Source organism: Pseudomonas sp. GCM10022186 (genome assembly GCF_042656385.1).
GTDB lineage: Bacteria > Pseudomonadota > Gammaproteobacteria > Pseudomonadales > Pseudomonadaceae > Metapseudomonas.
The window spans coordinates 21,172-42,421 of sequence record NZ_JBHSOU010000071.1 but is presented as its reverse complement, the minus strand read 5'-3'; the positions used below and the strand labels follow the sequence as shown (position 1 = coordinate 42,421).

Below are 21,250 nucleotides of genomic sequence, written 5' to 3'. Positions count from 1 at the left end.
CGGTCCACCGTTCGCGGCACGCCCAGGCGCCAAATGGTGGAAATGAAAAGCGATTTCCACCCTACACAAGCCGCCTCGTCAGGCCTCGCCAGTTACGTAGGGTGAACCACGCTTCATCGGTCCACCATGCGCGGCACGCCCAGGCGCCAAATGGTGGCAATGAAAAGCGATTTCCACCCTACACAAGCCGCCTCGTCAGGCCTCGCCAGTTACGTAGGGTGGACCACGCTCTACCGGTCCACCATTCGCGGCACGCCCAGGCGCCAAATGGTGGAAATGAAAAGCGATTTCCACCCTACGAACTGGAGAAGCAATAACTGTGGGAAGGGCCAGCTACCTGAGCTCGGTAAAGGCCAACTTGATCCCCAGCCCCACCAGCACCGCGCCCATCAGCCGGTCGAACCAGTGTCCCAGGCGAGCGAAGCCGGCGCGCACCCGGCGCTGGCTGAACAGCAGGGCCACCAGGCTGAACCAGGCGGCGGTGGCGCAGGCCAGGTAGAGGCCATAGCCGGCCTGCACCGCCAGCGGCGTATGCGGATTGATCACCACGGTGAACAGGGAGAGGAAGAACAGGGTCGCCTTGGGGTTCAGGCCATTGGTGACGAAGCCGGTGACGAAGGCCCCGCGCGGGCTACGCTCGCCGGCCATGAGGGCCGCTTCGGCGGCTACCGGGTCGGCCGGCCTGGCACGCAGGGCCTTGATGCCGATGTACAGCAGGTAGGCCGCCGCCGCCCATTTCAGCGCGTTGAACAGCATGATCGACTGGGACACGATCAGGCCGATGCCCAGCAGCGAATAGGCCACATGCACGAAGATGCCCGTGCCCACGCCCAGCGCTGTCCAGGTACCGGCGCGACGCCCGTGGGCCACGCTCTCGCGCACCACTATGGCGAAGTCCGGGCCCGGGCTGGCCACGGCCAGCAGGTGGATCAGGGCGACGGTGAGGAATTCCGTCCAGTACATGTAACCTCCGATCGGGTCGATTTGCTCTGGTAGGCTGGCAACCTTACGCCTTCCACCGGACTCGCAAAAGGTACAGCCCCGCATGAACAGCAGCCGCGCCGTCTTCCTCGACCACGACTCCCTCGATCTCGGCGACCTCGACCTGACCCCGCTACGGCAGGCCTTTGGCGAGCTGCAGCTGCATCCGCATACCGCCCCCGAACAGGTCGCCGAGCGCCTGCGTGGTGCCCAGGTGGCCATCAGCAACAAGGTGCGTATCGACGACGACGCCATCGCCGCCAACCCCGGGCTCAAACTGATCCTGGTCGCCGCCACCGGTACCAACAACATCGACCTGGAGGCGGCCCGCGCCCATGGCATCACCGTATGCAACTGCCAGGCCTACGGCACGCCTTCGGTGGCGCAGCACACCCTGATGCTGCTGCTCGCCCTGGCCACCAGCCTGCCGGACTACCATGCCGCCGTGCGGGCCGGCCGCTGGCAGCAGGCCAGCCAGTTCTGCCTGCTGGACTTCCCCATCTTCGAACTGGAAGGCAAGACCCTCGGCCTGCTGGGCCATGGCGAGCTGGGCAGCGCCGTGGCGCGCCTGGCCGAAGCCTTCGGCATGCGCGTGCTGCTCGGTCAGCTGCCGGGCCGCCCACCCCGCGCCGATCGCCTGCCGCTGCGGGAACTGCTGCCCCAGGTGGACGCCCTGACCCTGCACTGCCCGCTCAACGAAGAGACCCGCGACATGATCGGCGCCGCCGAACTGGCGCTGATGAAACCCGGCGCCCTGCTGGTGAACACCGCCCGCGGCGGCCTGGTGAACGAACAGGCCCTGGCCGACGCCCTGCGCAGCGGCCACCTGGGGGGCGCCGCCACCGATGTGCTGACCCAGGAACCGCCACGGAATGGCAATCCGCTGCTGGCCGCCGATATCCCGCGCCTGATCGTCACCCCGCACAGTGCCTGGGGCAGCCGAGAGGCGCGGCAACGCATCGTCCTGCAGCTCGCAGAGAATGGCCGCGCTTGGTTGAAGGCATCGCCTGTCAGAGTTGTCAGCTAGTTCATACAAGATCCTGATAAAATTCGCTGCTTTTATCAGGATCTTCTTCAGATGGACCCACGCAGCGAAGTCCTGCTTCGACAGCCCGACCTGTTCCAATGCCCGGTGCTGCTGGCCGGACTGCCAGCCGATGACCTGCTCGGCACCCTGCCCCAGGCCAGCGGCTGGAGTTGGCACGCCGGTGAGCACGCGGCCCTCGAGAGCCGCTTCGCCGGGCGCAGCCATTTCGGCACGACGCCGCCGGAGGCCAGCTTCGCCGTAGCCGTTCTCTTCCTGCCCAAGTCCCGCGAGCTGACCGACTACCTGCTGGCCGCCCTGGCCGCCCGGCTGCCGGGTGGCGAGCTGTTCCTGGTGGGCGAGAAGCGCGGCGGCATCGAGCGGGCCGCCAAGCAACTGGCCGTGCTCGGCAAGCCACGCAAGCTGGACAGCGCGCGGCACTGCCAGCTGTGGCAGGTGAGCATCGATCAGGCCCCCGCCACGCCCGACCTGGAAAGCCTGGCCCAGCGCTACCGCCTGGACCTGGCCGACGGCCCGCTGGAGGTGGTCAGCCTGCCCGGCGTCTTCAGCCATGGCCGCCTGGACCGCGGCAGCGCGCTGCTCCTGCAGCAGCTGGACGGCCTGCCCGGCGGCCACCTGCTGGACTTCGGCTGTGGCGCCGGGGTACTAGGCGCGGTGCTCAAGCGGCGTTATCCACAGAGCCGCCTGACGCTCCTGGACGTGGACGCCTTCGCCGTCGCCAGCAGCCGCCTGACCCTGGCCGCCAACGGCCTGGAGGGCGAAGTGATTGCCGCCGACGGCATCCACGGCGCCCCCGGGGACTTGGCGGCCATCGTCAGCAACCCGCCCTTCCACCAGGGCGTGCACACCGACTACCAGGCCAGCGAGGACCTGCTGCGCGAGGCGCGCCAGCACCTGGTGCCCGGTGGCGAGCTGCGCCTGGTGGCCAACAGCTTCCTCAAGTACCCACCGCTGATCGAACGCCACCTGGGCCCCTGTCGCACCCTCGCCGAAGGCGACGGCTTCCGCATCTACAGCGCGCGCCGGGGCTGACCCGGCGCGCGCCATCGCCCCATCCAAGCTGAACCATCCATGCCCGTCGCCGACGGGCATACCTGGAGTTTTTTCGTGACCGATCTGAACATTGCCAGCGCCGCACCTCCACAAGAGGGCCTGCACCGCTCGCTGAAACCCCGCCACCTGAACATGATCGCCATTGGCGGCTCCATCGGTACCGGCCTCTTCGTCGCCTCCGGGGCCACCGTCGCCAGTGCCGGCCCCGGCGGTGCCCTGCTCGCCTATGCACTGATCGGACTGATGGTCTACTTCCTCATGACCAGCCTCGGCGAAATGGCCGCGCACATTCCGGTTTCCGGCTCGTTCAGCACCTATGGCAGCCGCTTCGTCGACGACGGCTTCGGTTTCGCCCTGGGCTGGAACTACTGGTACAACTGGGCGGTGACCATCGCCGCCGAACTGGTGGCGGCGCAGCTGATCATGAGTTTCTGGTTGCCGGACGTACCCGGCATCTACTGGAGCGCCCTGTTCCTCGGGCTGATGTTCCTGCTCAACGTCATTTCGGTGAAGGGCTTCGGCGAAAGCGAATTCTGGTTCGCCCTGATCAAGGTGGTCGCGGTGGTGGTGTTCATCGGCATCGGGCTGGCCACCATCTTCGGCATCATGGGTGGCATCGAGTCCCCCGGCTTGCGCAACTTCACCCTGGGCGACGCCCCCTTCGTCGGCGGCCTGCAGGCCATGGTCGGGGTGGCGATGATCGCCGGCTTCTCCTTCCAGGGCACCGAGTTGATCGGCATCACCGCCGGCGAGTCGGAAAACCCCAGGAAGAACATCCCCATCGCCATCCGCCAGGTGTTCTGGCGCATCCTGATGTTCTACATCCTGGCCATCTTCGTGATCGGCATGCTGATTCCCTACACCGAGCCGAACCTGCTGAAGAACGATGCCAGCGACATCAGTGTTTCACCCTTCACCCTGCTCTTCGAGCGTGCCGGCTTCGCCGCCGCAGCCAGCGTGATGAACGCGGTGATCCTCACCGCCATCCTCTCCGCTGGCAATTCGGGCATGTACGCCTCCACCCGCATGCTTTACAACCTGGCGCTGGCCGGCAAGGCACCGAAGCTGTTCTCCCGCCTGTCCGCCAGCGGGGTGCCGCGCAATGCGCTCTACGCCACCACCCTGGTGGGCGCGCTGTGCTTCTTCACCTCCATCGTCGGCGACAGCACCCTCTACACCTGGCTGTTGAACACCTCGGGCATGTGCGGCTTCATCGCCTGGCTGGGCATCGCCATCTCCCACTACCGTTTCCGCAAGGGCTACCTGGCCCAGGGCGGCCGCCTGGAGGACCTGCCCTACCGTGCCAAGCTGTTCCCCTTCGGCCCGCTGTTCGCCTTCAGCCTGTGCCTGGCGATCACCCTCGGGCAGAACTACCAGGCCTTCGTCGGCGAGCGCATCGACTGGGCGGGCCTGGCCGCCAGCTACATCAGCCTGCCGCTGTTCCTCGCCATCTGGCTGGGCTATCGGATGAAGAAGGGCAGCCGCCTGGTGAGCTACAAGGAGATGGACGTGCACGGCGGCGACAGCTGACCGCACGACAAGTCGCGCTTGCCGGGGCCACCCGGCTTGTGCACAATGCGCCCCGTCCTAGGGGAGTAGTCTCCCGCGAGCGCCCAGCTCGCCCGGCGTGCGTCAACACACTTGGTCCGCAGACCATGGCGCATGCGACCCAGAGCCTGCATGGACAGGCCAGCGGTTTGACAAGACCTATGACACGAACATCCTGACCCGGGGCGGGCAGGCTGTACGTGTCATGGTGATCAGTCGACCCGCCCCCGTAGGAACCCCGATGCTGGAATCCCTCTTCGTCCCGACACTGATCGTCGCCCTCGCCGAAATCGGCGACAAGACGCAGCTGCTCGCGCTGCTCCTCGCCGCCCGCTTCCGCAAGCCCTGGCCGATCATCTGGGGCATAGTCGCCGCCACCCTGGCCAACCACTTCGCCGCCGGCGCCGTCGGCGCCTGGGTCGCCAGCTTCTTCTCCGCCGCCAGCCTGAGCTGGGTCCTCGCCGCCTCCTTCGCCGCCGTGGCCGCCTGGACCCTGGTGCCGGACAAGCTGGACGACGACGAAGAGTCCGGACTGAAGAAATATGGCCCCTTCGTCACCACCCTGATCGCTTTCTTCCTCGCCGAGATGGGCGACAAGACCCAGGTCGCCACCGTCATGCTGGCCGCCCAGTACCCGCATTTCGTGATGGTGGTGATGGGCACCACCCTCGGCATGCTGATCGCCAACGTGCCCGTGGTGCTGGCCGGCAACTTCGCCGCCGACCGCCTGCCACTGGCGCTGATCCGCCGCCTGGCCGCAGCCGCCTTCGCCGCCCTGGCGACCTATGCGGTATACGAAGCCCTGAATCTCGGCGGGGTGCTCTGAGCTGTCGGATGCGGTTGAGCGAAGCGATACCCATCATTGCGCACGACCGATGGGTATCGCGGAACGCCACCCGCCCCATCCTGCAGGCAACGAAATTGCCGCCACCGGCGGCATTTCGGCCAATGGCTGGGACGATCGTACTGGTAAAGTGACGCACTGATCCCAGGCGCAAGGGAGCGCATCGTGTCACTGGACGATATGAAACGGCTGGTTCGCCAGCACATCGAACTGTCGTGGAACAAGGGCCGCCTGGCCCTGGCCGAGCAGCTGCAGAGCAAGGACTTCCTCTACAAGAGTTCCTTCATCAGCAGTCCCTTCAACAGCGCCGCCTATTGCCGGATGGTGCAGAACATCCGCGAAGCCATGCCCGACCTGGAGGTGGTGGTGGAGGAATGCATCGCCGAAGGCGACAAGGTGGTGACCTGGTGCACCCTGATCGGCAGCATCCAGAAACCGGCCCTGGGCTATCCGCCCAGTGACAAGGTGCTCAGCATCTCGGCGATGGCTTTCTGGACCATCAACAGCCTGGGGGAGGTGCAGGAAATCTGCACCATGTTCGACATGGAAAGCTTCCGCGCCCAACTGGGGCTTTCCACCCGGCACCTGGCCGAGAAAACCCTGCCCTGATCAGAGGTAGCCATTGCTCCTGAACCAGCCGATGGTGCGTTCCAGCGTGACCTCCAGCGGCGTCTCGGCGACATAGCCCAGCTCGTGGCGCGCCTTGCTGCCATCGAGGAACTGCCCTCCGGCCATCACCGCGATGGCGGTGTCATCCAGCTTCGGCGGTTCGCCTGAGAGCCGGTAGCGCAAGCGCCCGATGGCGGCCATGCCCCTGGCCAGCGCCAGGGGCATGGGTTGCGGCGGCGGTACGCCGAGCAGCGCAGCGATGCGTTCGGTCAGCTCGGCCATCTCGATATTCTGCCCGGTGAGCAGGTAACGTTCGCCCACCCGCCCCTTCTCCAGCGCCAGCAACAGGCCGCGCCCGGCATCGGCGGCATCCACCAGGTTGCGCCGGCCAGGCACGTAGTGGGTCATCCAGCCCTCGGCCATGGCAATCACCAGGCGGCCGGTGCTGGGCACCGAGTCGAACTCGCCCAGGCACATGCCGGGAATCCCGATGATCACCGGCAGGCCGCTGCGGGCCTGTTCGCGGGCCTGTTCGTCCAGCGCCCACTTGCTCAGCAGGTAGGGGTTCTTCCAGCGCGGCATCCCTTCGTAGAACAGTCCCTCATGGCCAGGCAGGCCCTCGGGGTGCTGCGGCAGGGCGATGGCGGCACCGGTGTAGAGGATGCGCGGGATGTGGGCGGCAAGGCAGGCAGCGTAGAAATGGTTGGTCTGGTCGAGGGTGCTGGCGACTTCCTCCTGCCAGCGGCGCGGGCGCTTCGGGTAGCCCGCGGCACAGAAGATCACCCCATCCAGGCCACCGAGGGCGCGGGTGAGGCCCGCGTGATCCAGCAGCTCCGCAGGCCGGCACTCGGCTTCGAGGTAAGCCAGCCGTTCCATCCGTGACGACGGCCGGTGGATCAGCACCAGTTGGTGCCCTGCGGCCTTCACCGCGCGGGCCGCATGGTGGCCGAGCAGGCCGGTTGCTCCAAGTACGGCGATTTTCACTGCGACTCCTCATCCGCTGGAGATTCGCCACCCCGACACGGCGGGGTAGCGGCGAGCAGTCTAGAACGCGGGTTGCCGGGATGCCAGGATTGGCGACCATGGGTCTGTACGAAAAGTCGGCGAGCGATGGCCTGGCTAGGCAAAAATCGGTGAGGAAGCGGAGTTAACGTGCTGTTAATGAGCATTCCGAACCGATTTTTAACGACGCATGGGCGAGCGCAGCCAGTTTTCGTACAGAGCCTAGTGTTGCCCCTTGGCCTGCTGGTATAGCGGCATCACTTTCGGGATGGCCGCCTTCAGCGACGCCATGCGCGAACCGGACGAGGGGTGGGTGCTCATGAACTCCGGCGGAGCGCCGCCACCCGCCTGTTCCATCTTCTGCCAGAGAGTGATGGCGGCGTTCGGGTCGTAGCCGGCGCGGGCCGCCAGCTCCAGGCCGATCAGGTCCGCCTCGTTTTCGTTGGAACGGCTGTTGGGCAGGGTCATCAGGTATTCGACGCCGGTGTTGGCCACGCCCAGGCCCAACTGGCCGACGCCCAGCGCCGAGCCGATCTGGCTGGCCATCTGCACCCCATAGGCCTTGGACATGGCCTCGCGGCTGTGTTCGCGCAGGGCGTGGGCGATTTCGTGGCCCATCACCGCCGCCAGTTCGTCATCGGTGAGCTTGAGTTTCTCGATCAGGCCGCTGAAGACGATGATCTTGCCGCCCGGACCGCAGTTGGCGTTGAGGTCGTCGCTGTCGATCACATTGGCTTCCCAGGCCCACTGCGCGGCATCCGGACGGAACGCCGGGGTCTGGGCGATCAGGCGCTTGGCGATGGCGTCGACCCGACGCGCGTTGGCGCTGCTCTTGTCCAGCACGCCCTTCTGGGAGGCCTCGCTCAGGGTCTGCTGGTAGGACTGGGCATACATCTGGTTGAGCTCGGAGGTCGACAGCATGCTGAACATGTACTGCTGGCGGTCGACGCCCACTGCTCCGCCGCTGGTGGTGTTGACGGCCTGGCATCCTGCCAGGAGCAGGGCCGCGGTCAGCCCGGACAGGTAAAACAGCTTGGCCATGGTGGCTCTCCATTCTTGCGAGGTCGGTAATGCTACGGTTGGTCCGGAACCCCGGCAACCACGTCGCATGTAGACAAGCCGGCGGCGCGTTTAACTGCATGCCCGGCTCAGGAAATTTCACCTCGCTGCCGATACAGGAAGCACAGGTGCAATTCTCTCGATCCGGAGCCCCCATGAAGTTCAGGTCCATCCAATTCTCCATCGCCGCCTTGGCAGGTGCCAGCGTGCTGGCCGTGGTCGCGGCCCTGGTGCTGTACGCACTGTTTTCCGGTGCCCGCAGCCAGGAACTGGTGCAGCAGCGGACCCAGGCATTGCTCGAACAGGTCATCAAGGAGCGCCTCGTGGCCCTGGCCGGTTCCCAGGTCAGCCAGATCCAGCGCGAGCTGGAGCTGCCGCTGGGCATCGCCAAGAACATGGCCAATCTCAACAGCCTGCTGGGCGAAACCGACGACGCCGGCCAGCCCAGGCTGAGCATCAGCCGCGAGCAGTTGAACAACCTGGTGCGCCAGACCACCGAACGCAACCCCAAGCTGAACGGCAGCTACATCGGCTGGGAACCCGGCGCCATCGACGGCATGGATGCCAGTTACGCCGGTCAGAAGGGCAACGGCCACGACGGCAGCGGGCGCTTCCTGCCCTGGTGGTTCCGCAACGCGGACGGCAGCCTTGGCCAGGACGCCATCGGCTTCATGGCAAGCGAGAAGCTGCTCGACACCGGCGTGCGCGAGGGCGAGTACTACCTCTGTCCGAAGGAGCGCAAGAAGCCTTGCGCCATCGACCCCGCCCCCTATGACGTCGGCGGCAAGGTCCTGATCCTTTCTTCCTTCACCGCCCCCATCCTGGTCAATGGCGAGTTCCGCGGCATCAGCGGCGCCGACTTTTCCCTGAACTTCATCCAGGACCTGCTCGGCAAAGCCGACCAGCAGCTCTACCAGGGCGCCGGCGACCTGGCCCTGATCGCCAGCAACCACCGCCTGGTGGCCTACTCCAGGGACAGCTCCAAACTGGGCGAGGAAGCGGCCAAAGTGTTCGACGCCAGCACCCTGGACAGCTTGCGCGGCCTTTCCGGCGACCAGCCGGCCTATCGCATCGACCAGGCCAGCCAGCGCATCGAGCTGATGCTGCCCTTCGGCATCGGCGACACCGACGCACGCTGGGTCTTGCTGATCCAGCTGCCGGTGGAGGCGGCGATGAAGGAACTGGGGCAACTGCAGGCCGACCTGCATGCCCAGCGCGATGCCGACATCTTCGGCATGACCCTGGTGGGCCTGCTGGTCGCCGGCCTGGGCTTGCTGGTGATCTGGTTCGTCGGCTACGGCATCGCCCGCCCGCTGCGGCAGATGGTCGGCATGCTCGACGACATCGCCAAGGGCGACGGCGATCTGACCCAGCGCCTGCGCAACAGCCGCGCCGACGAAATGGGCGCCATCGCCGGAGGCTTCAACACCTTCCTCGGCAAGCTGCAGTCGATGATCAGCCAGGTGGTGACCTCGGTGCAGAAGGTCAGCGATTCCTCCGAGCACACCGCCGACATCGCCATTCGCACCAACCAGGGCGTGCAGAAGCAGCTGGCGGAGATCGAACTGGTGGCCACCGCGGTCCACGAGATGACCGCCACCGCCCAGGACGTGGCCCGCAACGCCACCCATGCGGCGGAAGCGGCCAGCCACGCGGACCACGCGGCCAACCACGGCAAGCGCATCGTCCACGGCACCGCCGAAGCCATCACCGCCCTGGCCACCGAGATCGGTCGCGCCGTGGCCGTGGTGCAGACCCTGGCCAAGGACAGCGAGAACATCAACGCCATCCTGGTCGCCATCCGCGGCATCGCCGAGCAGACCAACCTGCTGGCGCTGAACGCGGCCATCGAGGCGGCGCGCGCGGGCGAGCAGGGCCGCGGCTTTGCGGTAGTAGCCGATGAAGTGCGCAACCTGGCGCAGAAGACCCAGCAGGCCACCGAAGAAATCCAGTCCATGATCCAGCAGCTGCAGCACGGCACCCGCGAAGTGGTGAAAGTGATGCAGGACAGCCAGGACAAGACCGACGCCAGCGTGCAGCACGCCAAGGAGGCCGCACATGCGCTGGAGTCCATCACCCAGGCGGTGTCGGTGATCAACGACATGAACACCCAGATCGCCAGCGCCGCCGAGGAGCAGAGCGCGGTGGCCGAGGACATCAACCGCAATGTGATCAACATCGGCCAGGTGGCCAATGAGGTCGCCGGAGGCGCCGACGAAGCCTCCCAGGCCAGCGCCGAGCTGACCAGGCTGGCCGAGCAGCAGCGGCGGCTGATCAATCAGTTCAAGGTGTAAGACCGGTAGCCCCTCTCACGAGGGGCTTCTTCTTGTAGGGGCGATTTCAATCGCCAAGGGCAGCGCAGCTGCCCCTCTCAACCTCATAGGGCAGACCTTCGGCCTGCTTGGCGAATGAATTCGCCCCTACAGGCAGCGAGCAGCACTCAAGCCGGCGTCAGGCACTCCGGGCCATCCAGCTTCGGATCGTTCACCAGGTTCGCCAGGGCGCGTTCGCGCAGCTGCTGGCCGGGCCGGGCCAGGAGTTCGAGCAGCTGCATCGGTGTCGAATCGGCCGACAGCCAGATTCGCTGACCCTCCTCGTCCAGCACCAGGGGGCGGCGCAGATCGGCGACGGGCTGGGTGACCATGGCCAGGCTCAGGTACTCCACGTCGCCCGCGGGGTAGGACTCCCACAACGCGGCGAAGTACAGGGTGCCGCCCTCGGCGCTGATCCAGTAGGGCCGCTTGCGCACACCGCGCCATTCATAGAAGCCGTTGGCCGGGATCAGGCAGCGCCGTGAGCGGAACGCCTCGCGGAACATCGGCTGGTCCGCCAGGGTCTCGACCCGGGCGTGGGCGGGCGTTTTCGACAGGTCGGTGAGCCAGGCCGGCGTCAGGCCCCAGCGGGCCATGTCGGCGCGGCGCTGGCCGTCCAGCTCCCGCAGCATCAACACCCGCCCCCCGGGGGCCAGGTTCCAGTGCGGCTGGTGATCTGCGGGAAAACCAGGAAGGGCCGCCATGGCGGGCGACCAGCGAAACAGGGCGAAACGTCCAGACATGGGATGGCCAGTTCGGGTCGGGAATCAGCAGAGCAGTGTGCCAGGGTAGCTGTCAGGCTCTTCACCCGGCATGGGTTGGGCCGCATTGTACGCGGCGATCAGCCCGCTGGCGCGCTCGGCGTCCTCATCCTCCACCAGCAGGCCGAGCAGCCCGAACACCGGCAGCTCACCGATACCGCCCAGCAGGTGGCCGCCGGCGAGGTGCGCCTCCACCCCCTCGCTGGCGAGCATGCCCAACAGCAGTTCGGCTTCGATCAGGTCCCTCGGTTCATAGATGCGCCGCATCAGTCATCCTCCCGGCGAACCTCCAGGCTCCAGTCCTGCCCGTCGGTGCGGAGCAGGAACAGGATGGGCCGGCAGCATACCGGGCAGTCCTCGATGTATTGCTGGTCGCCACCGGACAGGTCGAGCACGGCTTCGGCCGGCTCGCCGCAATAGGGGCATTGGTAGTCCTCTGTTTCCAGCATCCCGCCTCCCGTGTGACTTGCCTGTATAATCGCCGGTCTATTTGACGCCTCGCATGACGGGGCCTCCATCCCCTAACCCAGCCGATTCCAGAACAAGAGTGACCAATGGGCGAATTTGAAGCCATCCGACCCTATGACGATGCCGAGGTCTCGACGGTGCTGGCGCGCCTGTTCGCCGACGACGCCTTCCTCGGCACCCTCACCCGCTACCGTTTCCCGAAACTGGCGGGCCCGCTGGGCTGGCTCCTCAAGCCTGTTATAGCTCATCGGCTGCGCCGGGAGTTCGCCAGCATCGACTCGGTGGCCAAGCTGCAGGACCGTATCGAGCCCTATGTGGACAACACGATCGGGCGTGCCACCGATGGCGTGACCTACTCCGGCGTGGAGCGACTGAAGCCCGGCACCGCTTACCTGTTCCTGGCCAACCACCGCGACATCGTGATGGACCCGGCCTTCGTCAACTACGCCGTGTACCACGCAGGCCTGCCGACGCCACGCATCGCCATTGGCGACAACCTGCTGCAGAAGCCCTTCGTCAGCGATCTGATGCGCCTGAACAAGAGCTTCATCGTGCACCGCAACCTGGCCGGGCGCCGCGAGAAGCTGGCAGCCTTCCAGCTGCTCTCGGCCTACATCAACCACTCGATCCGGGTGGACGGCCAGTCGATCTGGATCGCCCAGGCCGAAGGCCGCGCCAAGGACGGTGACGACCGCACCGATTCGGCGATCCTCAAGATGTTCCACATGAGCCGCAAGGACGAACCCTTCGCCGATGTGATCCGCGATCTGCACCTGATCCCGGTATCCATCAGCTACGAGTACGACCCCTGCGACCTGGCCAAGGCCCGCGAGCTGCAGATCCGCGCCAGCACCGGCGGCTACACCAAGGCCCCGGGCGAGGACGACACCAGCATCGCCCTGGGCATAACCGGCTACAAGGGCCGGGTGCACATCGCCTTCGGCAGCGAGATCGGCAGCGCCAGCGAAGACGCCAAACAACTCGCCCAGGAGATCGACAGGCAGATCCTCGGCGGCTATCGCCTGTTTCCCGTGCACTACCTGGCCTATGCCATGTGGGGCGAGCGCGATCCCGAGCTGGCCGTCCCGACGGCGGCCGAGGTGTTTGGCGCCGACGAACTGGCCCGCGCCCAGTCCCAGTGGCAGAAGCGCCTCGACGCCTGCCCGGCGGAACAGCGCCCGTACCTGATCCAGCAGTACGCCACTCCGGTGCGCAATCAATACAGGATCAAGGCCGGCCTGCCGCTTTGATCTGACACTGAAATGCAAAACGGCGACCCAGGGGTCGCCGTTTTTCTTTCTCGCCGGATGCCGTCAGAGCTGGGTACTGGCCCAGGACACGCCGAGGGCTATCGCCAGGCTGAAATGACCGAAGGCATAGAAGAAGCGGTTCAGGCGCTGGGCCGACTCATCCTGGACCGAGGGGCCGTCGACCTCTTCCAGCTCGCTGTCGGCGGCCAGACGGGCAATGGAACGCTGCTCACGCAGCCGGGTGGCCAGCAGCACCCAGGCTCCGGCACATGCAAAGAACAGGGCCAGGCCATTCACGACCTGTGCGGGGTGGGCCAGAAACATGGCCCAAAGCGCCTGCAGCGACATCTTCAACTCCGCTTCAGGCGGTGCGGCCGTGCACTCAACCTGCAAGACAAGGATCTGTCCGCCCTGGTCCGGGGCGGTTCGTTCGACGGCGCAGAGTGTACCGAATACGGCTCCTGACCGGGCGGTCGTTCCGACGAATGCCGTTGCACGAATGTCCTCCCTTGGCAGAAGGATACGCTCGCGCAGGAACGAAAAAGCCCGGCGCGAGGCCGGGCTTCTTCATGCCGAGACGCCTTACTGGGCCAGCAGCTGGCCGATGGTCGGGTCCTTGAAGGCGCGGGTCAGGGCGTCGCTCAGGACATCGCTGACCAACTTGGTGTTGGTCTGCTGGTTCGGCGCGGTGCCGAAGCGCTGGTTCAGCGAGGCGCCGTACTTGCCGCTGTAGCGGCGCGAGCTGTTCTGCACGTCGACGCGGAAGCTGGCGCTGATATTGGCCTCGGTGACATAGGTTTCCTTCGGCGACTGGTACTTCAGGTCGGCCAGGGTCAGGGTCAGCTGAGGCGCGTTGTAGGCGTTCGGCGACGGGGTGAAGCCCAACAGGCGCACGGCGGCCTCGGCCTCGGCCTGCAGGCGCGGCAGGATGTCCTGGCTTTGCACGCTGATGGCACTGGTTTCGGCGTAGATGCCACCACGGGTGCCGAGCACTGGGGACGGACGACCATCGGCGACGCGCACCACCACCGGCTGGCCTTGGCCGACCGGGGTCAGCGGACCGGTGAGCTTGGGTTGCGGGCTGAGTTGCTGCGGGCTGAGGGCACAGCCGACCAGGGTCAGGCTGAGGGCGGCCAGCAGGCCAAGCAACGAGCGTTTCAGCATGCTTTATCTCTCCAGGAATGAAGGCAAAACGGCCGGCAGTATAACCAGCCGGCAAGGGTACTGACAGAGCGCCAGCACCTCATGCAATGTCAGACAGCCACCCGATAACGCGGTTCCTGTCATCCCCCTGTCACGCCTGCGTGGGATAAAGGGCTGGCCACTTCTGGAGTCGCACCGATGTTCCTCTTCTGGCCCCTGTTCGCCCGCCGCCGTCAATGCCGCAGTTTCGCCCTGCTGGACGCTACCGGCGTTTGCCGTGGCCTGCACCAGGGGAGCGAATCCCCGGCCGGCGGCAACTGGGTCGAAGTGACTGAATCCCGCCTGGCCTGGATCGGCCAACCCCTCCCCGGCAGTGCCCGTGTCGCACCGGTCGTCGGACAGCCTGCACGGCGCCGTGCGTTGGCAGCCTGACCGGTGGACGAAGAAAAGTCACACCAGGCGTCCTATTCGCCCCATTTCATCGTTATAATCGCCCCCCGATTATAAGGTCGTCTCCTGATCGGGCCTCGCAACACCGCTCCTCGCGCCTGCTTGAGCACCCGCACAGCCCCACAGAGAGCCGTCCACTTTATCGCGCAGCCACTTGATGGCTCGCCGCATCCTTCCGCCCGAAATGCAAACGCTTTTGCAGGGACGCATGCGTAATACGCACGCAGATGGACGCGGCCTGCCCGGCGGTAGGCGATCCTTTTGAGGTTCACGACTCCAAAAGAGCGTGAGAAGACGGTTTTTCACTACTTCACGAGAGAGTGGCGAGCAAATGGCGCAAGACGATTACGAAGCAGTGGACGTGTTGCTGGTCGGGGCCGGCATCATGAGCGCTACGCTGGCGGTACTGCTTAAAGAACTCGATCCCGGCATCAAGCTGGAGATCGCGGAACTCCGCGAGTCAGGAGCCATCGAGAGCTCCAACCCCTGGAATAACGCGGGCACCGGCCACGCCGGCCTGTGCGAGCTGAACTACACGCCCCAGGCGGCCGATGGTTCCATCGACATCAAGAAGGCCGTCAACATCAACGCCCAGTTCGAGGTCTCCAAGCAGTTCTGGGCATACATGAGCGGCAAGAGCGCCTTCGGCTCGCCCAAGACTTTCATCAACCCTGTCCCGCACCTCTCCTTCGTACGCGGTGACGAGGACATCGCCTTCCTCAAGAAGCGCTTCGAGCTGCTCCGCCAGCACCATGCCTTCAGCGAGATGGAATACACCGAAGACCGCGCCACCATGGCCAAATGGGCGCCGTTGATGATGAAGGGCCGCGACGCATCCGAGAAGATCGCCGCGACCCGTGCCATGAACGGTACCGACGTCAACTTCGGCGCGGTCACCAACCAGCTGCTGCAGTACCTCGCCAGCCTTTCGGGCACCCGTGTCAGCTACTTCCAGAAGGTCACCGACCTGACCCGTACCGACGACGGCTGGAAAGTCAACATCAAGAACACCCAGAGCGGCGCCAGCCGCGAAGTGTCCGCGCGCTTCGTGTTCCTCGGCGCCGGCGGTGGCGCGCTGCCGCTGCTGCAGCTCTCCGGCATCGAGGAAGGCAAGGGCTTCGGCGGCTTCCCGGTGAGCGGCCAGTGGCTGCGCTGCGACAACCCCGAAGTGGTCAAGCAGCACCAGGCCAAGGTCTACAGCCAGGCCGAAGTCGGCGCCCCGCCGATGTCCGTGCCGCACCTGGACACCCGCGTGGTGGACGGCAAGAAATCCCTGCTGTTCGGACCCTACGCCGGCTTCACCACCAAGTTCCTCAAGCACGGTTCCTTCCTCGACCTGCCGCTGTCGGTGCGTCCGAGCAACCTCGGCCCGATGTTGGCCGTGGCCCGGGACAACATGGACCTGACCCGTTACCTGGTGAAGGAAGTCATGCAGTCCCAGGACCAGCGCCTGGACGCCCTGCGCAAGTTCTATCCGGAACTGAACCCGGCCGACTGGCGCCTGGAAGTGGCCGGCCAGCGTGTGCAGATCATCAAGAAGGACGCCAAGAAAGGCGGTGTCCTGCAGTTCGGCACCGAGCTGGTTTCCGCCGCCGACGGCAGCATCGCCTGCCTGCTTGGCGCGTCCCCGGGCGCGTCGGTCACCGTCTCCATCATGCTCAACCTGATCGAGCGCTGCTTCGCCGAGCAGGCCCGTTCCGAGCAGTGGACGGCCAAGCTGAAGGAAATCTTCCCGGCACGGGAAAAGGCCCTGGAAAGCGATGCGGCCCTGTACCGCGAGGTCAGCGCCCGCTCCGACGATCGCCTGGGCCTGACCAGCGTCGGCACCGCAGCCCAGAGCATCGCCTGAGCCTCGGCAGCGCGCTGAGAGAAACCGCCCTTCGGGGCGGTTTTTTATGGTTCCTCGTCCTCAGGAAAAGGATGGGCGGAGCGCTCCTGTCGTAGGGTGGATCACGCTTCATCGATCCACCATCGCGGTCCGACCCGGCTTCGATGGTGGATATGAAAAGCGATATCCACCCTACCGAACTCGCCCACAAAAAAGCCCGCACTCTGGCGGGCTCTTTCAGCAGCGTAAGGGATCAGCCGCGGGCGGCCTTGATCACTTCGATGTAGGGCTCGGCCTGGCGCTGGTCCTGGATCAGGGCGATGAAGTCGTTGCCCTTCTCGTCCCTGGCGTTGAGGTCATAACCTGCCGCGACGAAGAAGGTCACGAAACGCTCGAAGTCATCGATGCGCAGACCACGGTAGGCCTTGATCAGCTTGTGCAGCGAAGGCGGCGTGGCATCGGCCGGCTCGACCGCGAGGAACAGCTTGATCGAGTCATCGGAGATTTCTTCGCCAATCACCTGTTTCTTGTCTTTACGCATCGCTCACTTCTCTCGGGCCGGGTATCACGGGGGCGGGCAGTTTACCTCCGGCCGGCCTTCGCGCTCAACGCAGGCGTACCGCGCCGCTGTGCAGATCGGCCCAGACATGGCCATTGGGGTAGCTGAGAAACTGGCAGTAGACCGGCCCGTTGCGCAACAGGTCGAGCACCGCCGCGTACTGCGCCAGCGGGTAGTTCAGGCTCAGCACCCGGCTCTGCGGGTCGTAGCTCGGCTTCTTCAGGCTCTTGCCCTCGACCTCGAACTGGATCACCACCTGACGCACATCGGCCCCCTTGCTCAGGGGCTTGCCCTTCAGACGCAGCAGGGCGGGAGAACTGATCGGGATCGGCTGCTGGTTGGACTGGCGCTGGCTGCCCAGCACCACGGAATACTCGGTGATCTGGATCAGTTGCTGCTGATCGGGCTGTTCCTGGCGCAGCGACAGGTCGTCCGGCGGCAGGAAACGGGCATGCATGGGGGCGTTTTCGGCGGCGCCCAGCGGCAGGCTCAGGAACAGGGCCAGGCAGGCCCCGAGACGCAAGGGAACAGGCATCGGCAACTCCGGAATCGGGCGGGCGCACACTCTAGCACGGGCCTTTCGGACACAGGCATTCGACCCTCGCCGGCTTACCGCCCCCCAGCCAGCCCCCTATACTCCAGGCCTCTGCCACAGGAGTGACCATGTCTCGATACCTGCCTCCCCTGTTCTCGGCCTTGCGTCAGACCCTGCGCGAGGGCTATTCCCTGAACGCCCTGCGAGGGGACGTCGCCGCCGGGGTCACGGTCGGCATCATCGCCATTCCCCTGGCCATGGCGCTGGCCATCGCCGTCGGCGTGGCTCCGCAGCACGGCCTCTACACCGTGCTGCTGGCTGCCCCGCTGATCGCCCTCACCGGCGGCTCGCGCTTCAACATCTGCGGCCCCACCGCGGCCTTCGTGGTGATCCTCCTGCCCATCACCCAGCAATTCGGCGTGGGCGGGCTGCTGCTGTGCACCCTGATGGCCGGCGTCATCCTCATCGCCATGGGCCTCGCACGCCTGGGTCGCCTTATCCAGTTCATCCCCTATCCGGTGACCCTGGGCTTCACTGCCGGTATCGGCATCGTCATCGCCACCCTGCAGGTCAAGGACCTGCTCGGCCTGCAGCTGTCCCAGCCGCCGCAGAACTATGTGGACCAGCTGCGCCTGCTGGCCGAGGCGCTGCCCACTACGCACCTGGGCGATGCCCTGGTGGCGGTCGCGAGCTTCGCCGTGCTGTTGATCTGGCCGCGCCTGGTGAAAAAGGTGCCAGGGCACCTGGTGGCCCTGACCCTGGGCGCCTTGCTCGGCCTGCTGCTGGAGGCGCTGGACGTCCCGGTCGCCACCCTTGGCGAGCGCTTCAGTTATGTGCTGGACGGCGTCAGCCATCCCGGCATCCCGCCCTTCCTGCCGGACTTCGCCTGGCCCTGGCAGCTCCCCGGCCCGGATGGCCAGCCTCTGGGCCTGTCCTTCGAGCTGATCCGCCAACTGCTGGCCCCGGCCTTCGCCATCGCCATGCTCGGCGCCATCGAATCGCTGCTTTGCGCCGTAGTGGCCGACGGCATGGCCGGCACGCGCCACGATCCCAATGCCGAACTGCTCGGCCAGGGCCTGGGCAACCTGGTGGCCCCGCTGTTCGGCGGCATCACCGCTACCGCGGCCATTGCCCGCAGTGCTGCGAACGTGCGCGCCGGGGCCCGTTCGCCCATCGCCGCCATCATCCATGCCGGCATGGTGCTGCTGGCCATGCTGTATCTGGCGCCGCTGTTCAGCTACCTGCCCATGGCCGCCCTGGCGGCACTGCTGCTGATGGTGGCCTGGAACATGAGCGAAGCACGCCATGTGGCGCACACCCTGCGCATAGCACCAGGCAACGATGTGCTGGTGCTGCTCACCTGCCTGCTGCTGACCGTGCTGTTCGACATGGTGCTGGCGGTGGGCGTTGGCCTGCTGATGGCTGCCGGCCTCTTCATCAAGCGGATGAGCGACCTCACCGATGCGGCGCCCCTGCCCCGCCACTTCCATGAGGCCCTGCGCGAGCTGCCCGAGCAGGTGCTGGCCTATGTCATTCGCGGGCCACTGTTCTTCGGCGCCGCGGAGAAGGCACTGAGCGTGCTGCGCCGCTTCAACCCGGAGGTGAAGGTCGTGATAGTCGAGATGGGCGCCGTGCCCATGCTGGACATGACGGCGCTGGCTGCCCTGGAGAACCTGCTCCACGACTACGGTCGCCAGGGCATAGGACTGGTGCTGGTAGGCACCTCACCGCGTGTGCGGCTGAAACTGCGCCGCGCCGGCGTCCACCGCGAGACTGGCCGTCTGGCCTATGTGCAATCGCTGGAACAGGCACGGGTCAAGGCGCTCCAGTGGCTGGAGGGCGACCAGCATCAAGAGAACAGCGAACGCATCCAGGCGAGATAGTCGGCTGCGCCGGGCTCGCCCTCGCGGGGTGCCCAGGCCGGCTGCTCGCCCTCGCCCACGGGGCGGTAGGGGCCGGCCTTGCATTCGAAGAGCAGGCTGTCCGGCTCCAGCACCACCAGGGCGTGGAACACACCCGGCGGCAGGTCGACGCCCACGCAGTCGCCGCCGGCCACCAGCTCGCGCTTATCGGTGACCTTGCCGTCCTCGTCGAAGATCAGCAGGCCGAGGCGGCCTTTCAGCACCAGCAGGCCTTCCGCCTTGTCAGGGGAGAGATGGCGATGCGGCGGGATATAGGTCTCGGGCTGCAGCCCCACCGCCAGGCGGTGGCAGGGCTCTTCCATGGCGTGGAAGTTGTGGTGCTGGCGCTTGCGCGGGCTCGCCGCAGCCTTCCCGGCCAGTTCGGCGAACAGCGCCTGATCGAGGAAACGCGGCGCGCTCATGGCTCAGAGCCCCTTGACCGCGTAGATGCCCGCGGCGTTGCGCCAGTAGCCCTTGTAGTCCATGCCGTAACCGAAGATGTAGCGATCTTCGCAGGGCAGGCCCACGTAGTCGGCCTTCAGGTCCGGGCGCGCCTTGCGGTCATGGGTCTTGTCGATCAGCACGGCGGTGTGCACGTGGGCGGCGCCGGCGTGGTTGCAGAAGTCGATGATGGCCGCCAGGGTGTGCCCCTCGTCGAGGATGTCGTCGATGATCAGCACGTCGCGGTCGATGAAGGAGATTTCCGGCTTGGCCTTCCAGAACAGCTCGCCGCCGCTGGTTTCGTTGCGGTAGCGGGTGGCGTGCAGGTAGGACAGCTCCAGCGGGAAGCCCAGCTTGGGCAGCAGTTTGCCGGCGAAGATCAGGCCGCCGTTCATCACGCAGAAGACCACCGGGTTGCGCTCGGCCAGCTCGCCGTTGATGGCTTCGGCGACCTGGGCGATGGCCGCCTCGACCTGGGCTTCGGTGTACAGGCAATCGGCTTCGGCCATCACCTGGCGGATGTGTACGAGATCGGCGGACATGGCAATTCCTCTGGGTTCGACGGGGAACATGCGCGGTTCCCGCAGGAAACTTGAACGGGGCGTCAAGATAAAAGTCGGCAAAGGTACTCATCCGCCTGCCCCGGAGCAAGCCCTGACGGACGAGTGTCGACCATACTGCAGCAGGCTTGCTCCGCTGGGGGACAGTTCCTTGCGTTGGCGCGACATGACAGCCAGGACCCGCCAGTCAGTTCAGCACAGCCTGTAGTCAATGGATTAAGCTAACGCAATTTTTTTGCCAGCCCGCCGGAGACCCCTCCCATGCCTATCCGTGAGATCCGCCATCCGCTGATCCGCCACAAGCTCGGCCTGATGCGCCGCGCCGACATCAGCACCAAGAACTTCCGCGAACTGGCACAGGAAGTCGGCGCCCTGCTGACCTACGAAGCGACCAACGACCTGCCCCTGGAGAGCTACGAAATCCAGGGCTGGGCCGGCACCGTGCAGGTAGAGAAGATCGCCGGCAAGAAGATCACCGTGGTGCCCATCCTGCGGGCCGGCATCGGCATGCTCGACGGCGTGCTCAGCCTGATCCCGGGTGCCAAGGTCAGCGCCGTGGGCGTGGCGCGCAACGAGGAAACCCTGGAAGCCCACACCTACCTGGAGAAGCTGGCGCCGGAGATTGACGAGCGCCTGGCGCTGATCATCGATCCGATGCTGGCCACCGGCGGTTCCATGGTCGCCACCATCGACCTGCTCAAACGCGCCGGCTGCAAGGAAATCCGCGCCATGGTGCTGGTCGCCGCACCCGAAGGCATCAAGGCGGTGAACGACGCCCATCCGGACGTGATGATCTACACCGCGTCCATCGATCAGAAGCTCAACGAGCACGGCTATATCATTCCGGGCCTGGGGGATGCCGGCGACAAGATCTTCGGCACCAAGCAGAAGGACACCTGAT

At 65.9% G+C, this 21,250-nt stretch carries 23 protein-coding genes and 1 riboswitch; of the genes, 11 read left to right on the top strand and 12 right to left on the bottom strand.

All coding sequences use genetic code 11. The features are described 5' to 3' along the window. Positions 1–333: 333 nt before the first annotated feature. The gene (locus ACFPU0_RS26615) at positions 334–963 is read right to left on the bottom strand and encodes a LysE family translocator (protein WP_377696292.1); all 630 of its coding nucleotides are present in this window, start codon (positions 961–963) and stop codon (positions 334–336) included. Between the two features lie 82 nt (positions 964–1,045). Here ACFPU0_RS26615 and ACFPU0_RS26610 point away from each other — a divergent pair, with 82 nt between their 5' ends. The 5 genes from ACFPU0_RS26610 (at position 1,046) to ACFPU0_RS26590 (ending at position 6,080) form a co-directional block, all read left to right on the top strand. Then, a complete protein-coding gene (locus ACFPU0_RS26610; RefSeq protein ID WP_377696291.1) occupies positions 1,046–2,008 on the top strand; it encodes a 2-hydroxyacid dehydrogenase in 963 nt (320 codons plus the stop codon). A 51-nt stretch (positions 2,009–2,059) separates the two neighbouring features. Then, positions 2,060–3,058 (top strand): methyltransferase, encoded by a 999-nt coding sequence (locus ACFPU0_RS26605; protein WP_377696290.1) that lies wholly within the window; start codon positions 2,060–2,062, stop codon positions 3,056–3,058. A 90-nt stretch (positions 3,059–3,148) separates the two neighbouring features. Further along, positions 3,149–4,609 carry an amino acid permease gene (locus ACFPU0_RS26600; RefSeq protein WP_377696446.1) on the top strand — a complete coding sequence of 487 codons (1,461 nt, stop codon included), beginning with the start codon at positions 3,149–3,151 and terminating at the stop codon, positions 4,607–4,609. A 48-nt stretch (positions 4,610–4,657) separates the two neighbouring features. Then, a riboswitch (yybP-ykoY riboswitch) is annotated at positions 4,658–4,790 on the top strand. 81 nt (positions 4,791–4,871) lie between these two features. Beyond that, positions 4,872–5,453, top strand: coding sequence for a TMEM165/GDT1 family protein (locus ACFPU0_RS26595; protein WP_377696445.1), 582 nt, complete (start codon positions 4,872–4,874; stop codon positions 5,451–5,453). Positions 5,454–5,636: 183 nt separating this feature from the next. Beyond that, positions 5,637–6,080: a ketosteroid isomerase-related protein gene (locus ACFPU0_RS26590; protein ID WP_377696289.1), complete on the top strand. Its 444-nt coding sequence runs from the start codon at positions 5,637–5,639 to the stop codon at positions 6,078–6,080. Here the strand turns inward: ACFPU0_RS26590 and ACFPU0_RS26585 are convergent, their stop codons facing one another. Together ACFPU0_RS26585 and ACFPU0_RS26580 are read right to left on the bottom strand one after the other, a co-directional pair. Continuing rightward, positions 6,081–7,064: an NAD-dependent epimerase/dehydratase family protein gene (locus tag ACFPU0_RS26585; RefSeq protein ID WP_377696288.1), complete on the bottom strand. Its 984-nt coding sequence runs from the start codon at positions 7,062–7,064 to the stop codon at positions 6,081–6,083. A gap of 240 nt (positions 7,065–7,304) precedes the next feature. Beyond that, on the bottom strand, positions 7,305–8,123 hold the full coding sequence (locus tag ACFPU0_RS26580) for a M48 family metallopeptidase (RefSeq protein ID WP_377696287.1): 819 nt from the start codon (positions 8,121–8,123) through the stop codon (positions 7,305–7,307). Between the two features lie 173 nt (positions 8,124–8,296). Here ACFPU0_RS26580 and ACFPU0_RS26575 point away from each other — a divergent pair, with 173 nt between their 5' ends. Continuing rightward, complete coding sequence (locus ACFPU0_RS26575) at positions 8,297–10,435, top strand: methyl-accepting chemotaxis protein (RefSeq protein ID WP_377696286.1); 2,139 nt, start codon at positions 8,297–8,299, stop codon at positions 10,433–10,435. 146 nt (positions 10,436–10,581) lie between these two features. Here the strand turns inward: ACFPU0_RS26575 and ACFPU0_RS26570 are convergent, their stop codons facing one another. From ACFPU0_RS26570 to ACFPU0_RS26560, 3 genes are read right to left on the bottom strand one after another with little or no spacing between them, the layout of a single operon-like run. Beyond that, positions 10,582–11,196, bottom strand: coding sequence for an SOS response-associated peptidase (locus ACFPU0_RS26570; RefSeq protein ID WP_377696285.1), 615 nt, complete (start codon positions 11,194–11,196; stop codon positions 10,582–10,584). A 24-nt stretch (positions 11,197–11,220) separates the two neighbouring features. Then, positions 11,221–11,481 carry a DUF2007 domain-containing protein gene (locus tag ACFPU0_RS26565; protein ID WP_377696284.1) on the bottom strand — a complete coding sequence of 87 codons (261 nt, stop codon included), beginning with the start codon at positions 11,479–11,481 and terminating at the stop codon, positions 11,221–11,223. Next, a complete protein-coding gene (locus ACFPU0_RS26560) occupies positions 11,481–11,663 on the bottom strand; it encodes a CPXCG motif-containing cysteine-rich protein (RefSeq protein ID WP_377696283.1) in 183 nt (60 codons plus the stop codon). Before ACFPU0_RS26560 ends, ACFPU0_RS26565 begins: the two co-directional genes overlap by 1 nt. Positions 11,664–11,768: 105 nt before the next feature. Between ACFPU0_RS26560 and ACFPU0_RS26555 the strand changes: the two genes are divergently transcribed. After that, complete coding sequence (locus ACFPU0_RS26555; protein ID WP_377696282.1) at positions 11,769–12,932, top strand: 1-acyl-sn-glycerol-3-phosphate acyltransferase; 1,164 nt, start codon at positions 11,769–11,771, stop codon at positions 12,930–12,932. Between the two features lie 63 nt (positions 12,933–12,995). Here ACFPU0_RS26555 and ACFPU0_RS26550 read toward each other — a convergent pair whose 3' ends face one another. Both ACFPU0_RS26550 and ACFPU0_RS26545 read right to left on the bottom strand, forming a co-directional pair. Further along, the gene (locus tag ACFPU0_RS26550) at positions 12,996–13,280 is read right to left on the bottom strand and encodes a hypothetical protein (protein WP_377696281.1); all 285 of its coding nucleotides are present in this window, start codon (positions 13,278–13,280) and stop codon (positions 12,996–12,998) included. A gap of 234 nt (positions 13,281–13,514) precedes the next feature. After that, positions 13,515–14,096, bottom strand: a complete 582-nt coding sequence (locus ACFPU0_RS26545; RefSeq protein ID WP_377696280.1) for a YajG family lipoprotein — start codon at positions 14,094–14,096, stop codon at positions 13,515–13,517. A gap of 177 nt (positions 14,097–14,273) precedes the next feature. Between ACFPU0_RS26545 and ACFPU0_RS26540 the strand changes: the two genes are divergently transcribed. Beyond that, positions 14,274–14,507: a hypothetical protein gene (locus tag ACFPU0_RS26540; RefSeq protein ID WP_377696279.1), complete on the top strand. Its 234-nt coding sequence runs from the start codon at positions 14,274–14,276 to the stop codon at positions 14,505–14,507. Positions 14,508–14,856: 349 nt separating this feature from the next. Further along, on the top strand, positions 14,857–16,374 hold the full coding sequence (gene mqo / locus ACFPU0_RS26535) for a malate dehydrogenase (quinone) (RefSeq protein WP_377696278.1): 1,518 nt from the start codon (positions 14,857–14,859) through the stop codon (positions 16,372–16,374). Positions 16,375–16,606: 232 nt separating this feature from the next. On the opposite strand, the gene ACFPU0_RS26530 is transcribed toward mqo, so the two are convergent. Together ACFPU0_RS26530 and ACFPU0_RS26525 are read right to left on the bottom strand one after the other, a co-directional pair. Continuing rightward, a complete protein-coding gene (locus ACFPU0_RS26530) occupies positions 16,607–16,894 on the bottom strand; it encodes a PA4642 family protein (RefSeq protein WP_377696277.1) in 288 nt (95 codons plus the stop codon). Between the two features lie 64 nt (positions 16,895–16,958). After that, the gene (locus ACFPU0_RS26525; protein ID WP_377696276.1) at positions 16,959–17,447 is read right to left on the bottom strand and encodes a hypothetical protein; all 489 of its coding nucleotides are present in this window, start codon (positions 17,445–17,447) and stop codon (positions 16,959–16,961) included. Positions 17,448–17,575: 128 nt separating this feature from the next. Here ACFPU0_RS26525 and dauA point away from each other — a divergent pair, with 128 nt between their 5' ends. Beyond that, a complete protein-coding gene (dauA, locus tag ACFPU0_RS26520; protein WP_377696275.1) occupies positions 17,576–19,330 on the top strand; it encodes a C4-dicarboxylic acid transporter DauA in 1,755 nt (584 codons plus the stop codon). Here dauA and ACFPU0_RS26515 read toward each other — a convergent pair. Further along, positions 19,297–19,770 carry a WbuC family cupin fold metalloprotein gene (locus ACFPU0_RS26515; protein ID WP_377696274.1) on the bottom strand — a complete coding sequence of 158 codons (474 nt, stop codon included), beginning with the start codon at positions 19,768–19,770 and terminating at the stop codon, positions 19,297–19,299. The two genes, dauA and ACFPU0_RS26515, sit on opposite strands and share 34 nt — an antisense overlap. Before the next feature lie 3 nt (positions 19,771–19,773). Next, positions 19,774–20,331 carry a hypoxanthine-guanine phosphoribosyltransferase gene (locus ACFPU0_RS26510; protein ID WP_377696273.1) on the bottom strand — a complete coding sequence of 186 codons (558 nt, stop codon included), beginning with the start codon at positions 20,329–20,331 and terminating at the stop codon, positions 19,774–19,776. 279 nt (positions 20,332–20,610) lie between these two features. Here ACFPU0_RS26510 and upp point away from each other — a divergent pair, with 279 nt between their 5' ends. After that, a complete protein-coding gene (upp, locus tag ACFPU0_RS26505) occupies positions 20,611–21,249 on the top strand; it encodes a uracil phosphoribosyltransferase (RefSeq protein WP_377696272.1) in 639 nt (212 codons plus the stop codon). Position 21,250: the final 1 nt, after the last annotated feature.